This is a genomic window from Variovorax sp. YR752, from assembly GCF_943372545.1.
The window spans coordinates 1-3,074 of the sequence record NZ_CALRZC010000415.1; the positions used below are offsets into that span (position 1 = coordinate 1).

Sequence of the window (3,074 nt, forward strand, 5' to 3'; positions counted from 1 at the left end):
GCAGGCCCAGTTCGATCGCATCGCCAATGAAATGAACGGTCGACCAAGACAGACACTTGGCTTTGCCAACCCTGCTGAGGTACTCTGGCAGACCGTTGCATCGACGGGTTGAGCCCGCCCCTCCTTGATTTCGCTGCGGGAAGCACCCAGCGCCCTGCGCACGGGAGGCGGCGTGCTGGTGCGAGAGGCCGCACTGAATCGGGGGGCTGTTCTCTAGTGCGGCTGGTAGTGGTACATGCCGAAGCGGCAGCGGGCCACGACCTCTTCGCGCTGGTTCACGATGTCGTACTCCCACGTCGTGAACGCGCCGCGCCCCACCTTCGTGGCCTTGGGTTCGCAGCGCACGAGCCGGTTGCCGCGCCTTCCCAGCCGGTCGCCCAGGCGCGCGGGTTGCAGGTAGTCGACCTCGTAGTCGGTCGCCATGTAGGCGGTGGTGGGCGGCATGCCTTCGGGGCGCGTGCCCTTGAGCGGGCTGCGCTCGGGTTCGGCGTTGCGGGCGTCGCTGGTGAACACGGGCGGCTGGCCCGGGGCCCACATCGGCGGCAGCGTGTGGCTGGCGAGGCTGGTCGATGGCGCCACTGCATCCGGGCCTTGATGCAGCGGGCAGTCGAACTCGAGCACCTCGACATAGCGGCGCACGGCGCCGGCCTCGATCACGTCGGCGCCCCAGCGGATCACGCCGTTCGCAAAGTCTTCGCCCACGCGCGCCACCATCGGCGCCCAGGCGCTTTCCCAATCGTCCATCTGCAACTTCTTTCTCAGATGCCGATGAACTCGGCCACGTCGGCGAGCGGCGCGCGCTCGGTCTCGAGGGCGTCGAGGGGCTTGTCGCGGTCGGCATAACCGATGGCCATGCCGGTGAAGAGCATGCGTTCGGGCGGCAGATCGATGAAGCGGCCGATGGTCTGCGGGTAGATGGCCCAGCATTCCTGCGGGCAGCTGTCCAGGCCCTCGGCGCGCAGCAGCAGCATCACGTTCTGCAACATCATTCCGAGGTCGGACCACTGCGGCGGGCCCATGCGGCGATCGACGGTGCAGAAGAGCGCGAGCGGCGCGCCGAAGAACTGGAAGTTGCGCGCAAACCATTTGAGGCGCGCGGCCTTGTCTTCGCGCGGAATGCCCAGGCGCGCGTACATCGCCTCGCCGACGGCGAAGCGGCGGTCGCGATACGGTGCGACCAGCTCGCGCGGGTAGATGTCGTACTCGCTGCCTTCGCCGCCGGGCGTTTCCTGCACGCGGGTGCGCATGAGGGCCTTGAGGTCGTCGAGCCGTTCACCGCCCACCACGTGCAGGTGCCACGGTTGCAGGTTGCCGCCCGAGGGCGCGCGCAGTGCGGCCTGCAGCACGCGGCGAATGGCGTCGGGCGGCACGGGGCGGTCGAGAAATTCGCGCACCGAGCGGCGGCTTGCGACGGCGTCGTAGACAGTCATGGTCATGCGGCGTTCTTTCGTTCGTTCATGAGGGTCACGCCCAGTTCGCGGGCCACCTCGGCGCTGTGCTGGCCGGGTGTCGCGGCGTGCGACAGGTCGGCGTAGGCATAGCCCGAGAAGCGCACCGGCGGGCGCACCTCAAGATACGCGCCTTCGGTCGGATGCGTGCGCTGTCGGAAAAGGCCGGCGGCCTGCAGCTGCGGGTCGTCGGGCAGGTCGGCGATGTCGTTCACGCGCATCGCCGGCACGTTGGCCTTCTTCAAGATGTCGAGCCATTCGGCCGTGGTGCGCTCGAGAAGGATCGCGGCGGCGGCCTCGTACATGCGGCTCGTGTGCTTGCGGCGCAGGGCCTTGTCGGCCAGCTCGGGCGCTTCGAGCACCTCGGGGTGGCCGGTGGCCTCGAAGAAGCGAAGCCAGCGGTCGTCCAGGTAGGGCGCAATGGCGATGTAGCCGTCGCGCGTGCGCATGGGCTGGCGCATGGGGTCGATCTGGCGCAGGTACAGCGCGGGGCCGGTGGGCGGCACGAAGGTCTTGTCGCACAGGTGCTCCACGAGGTTGAAGCTGGCGAGCGATTCGAACATCGGCACCTCCACCTGCTGGCCCTCGCCGGTGCGCAGACGGTGCACCACGGCGGCGAGCACGGCATACGCCGCGTGCAGGCCCGAGACCTTGTCGGCCATGGTCATCGGCACGTAGCGCGGCTGCGGGTTGCCGTCGACCTTGGGCGGCAGCGAGGCGATGCCCGAGGCGGCCTGGATGATGTCGTCGTAGGCCTGCAGAGCGGCATAGGGCCCGCGCTGGTCAAAGCCGGTGCAATGCACGTAGACGATGTCGGGGCGGATGGCGCGCACTTCGTCGTACGACAGGCCGGCGCGCGCGATGGCGTCGCTGCGCACGTTGTGGATGAAGATGTCGCTGGTCTCGATGAGGCGGTGCATCGCAATGCGGCCTTCTTCGCTCTTCAGGTCCCAGACGACCGAGCGCTTGCCTCGGTTCAGGCGCAGGTGCACGGGGCTCATCAGCGGCGTGACGGGCGGCGTGCCGATGATGCGGATGCTGTCGCCCTCGGGTGGCTCGACCTTGACCACCTCGGCGCCGAGGTCCGCGAGGATCTGCGTGCAGTAGGGGCCGAAGATCACCGTGGTGAGGTCGACGATGCGCAGGCCTTCGAGCATGCGGGGAGCGGTGGATGTGGTCTTGGTCATGGATGGGGAGGTCATGCGGCGACAAGGCCCTGCATTTCGGCGGCGAGGTGGCGCACGCGCTCCGGTCCGCCGAGCAGTTGGCGGTTGAAGCCGATGCGCTTGAACCAGTAGTGCAGGCCCAGCAGGTCGGTGATGCCCATGCCGCCGTGCACCTCGGTGGCGGTGCGGGCGACGAAGGTGCCGGTTTCGCTCAGGTGCGACTTGGCGTGTGCGGCGAGCAGCGCGGCTTCGTCGGGCAGTGCGTCGAAGGCATGGGCCGCGTACCAGACGAGCGCGCGGCCGGGCTCCAGCCCGGCGGCCATCTCGGCGCACAGGTGCTTCACGGCCTGGAAGGAACCGATCACGCGGCCGAACTGGCGGCGTTCCTTGGCGTAGGCCACGGCCTGGCCGAGCATGGCTTCGCCCGCGCCGAGCGTGTCGGCGGCGAGCAGCGCCCAGC

4 protein-coding genes are annotated in these 3,074 nt (G+C 69.0%); all 4 read right to left on the bottom strand.

Going from position 1 to position 3,074, the window contains the following annotated elements:
* Positions 1-213: 213 nt before the first annotated feature.
* Positions 214-744, bottom strand: a complete 531-nt coding sequence (locus AAG801_RS41320) for a hypothetical protein (protein WP_341893672.1) — start codon at positions 742-744, stop codon at positions 214-216.
* Between the two features lie 14 nt (positions 745-758).
* On the bottom strand, positions 759-1,430 hold the full coding sequence (locus AAG801_RS41325) for a nitroreductase (RefSeq protein WP_341893675.1): 672 nt from the start codon (positions 1,428-1,430) through the stop codon (positions 759-761).
* A gap of 2 nt (positions 1,431-1,432) precedes the next feature.
* A complete protein-coding gene (locus AAG801_RS41330; RefSeq protein WP_341893673.1) occupies positions 1,433-2,635 on the bottom strand; it encodes a CoA transferase in 1,203 nt (400 codons plus the stop codon).
* Between the two features lie 11 nt (positions 2,636-2,646).
* A partial coding sequence (locus AAG801_RS41335; protein WP_341893674.1) for an acyl-CoA dehydrogenase family protein occupies positions 2,647-3,074 on the bottom strand: 428 nt, incomplete at its 5' end.

What these genes read in the sequence shown, in the direction of transcription:
- AAG801_RS41320 (WP_341893672.1), bottom strand. Translation starts at nt 744, where the DNA reads ATGGACGATTGGGAAAGCGCCTGGGCGCCGATGGTGGCGCGCGTGGGC.
- AAG801_RS41325 (WP_341893675.1), bottom strand. Translation starts at nt 1,430, where the DNA reads ATGACTGTCTACGACGCCGTCGCAAGCCGCCGCTCGGTGCGCGAATTT.
- AAG801_RS41330 (WP_341893673.1), bottom strand. Translation starts at nt 2,635, where the DNA reads ATGACCAAGACCACATCCACCGCTCCCCGCATGCTCGAAGGCCTGCGC.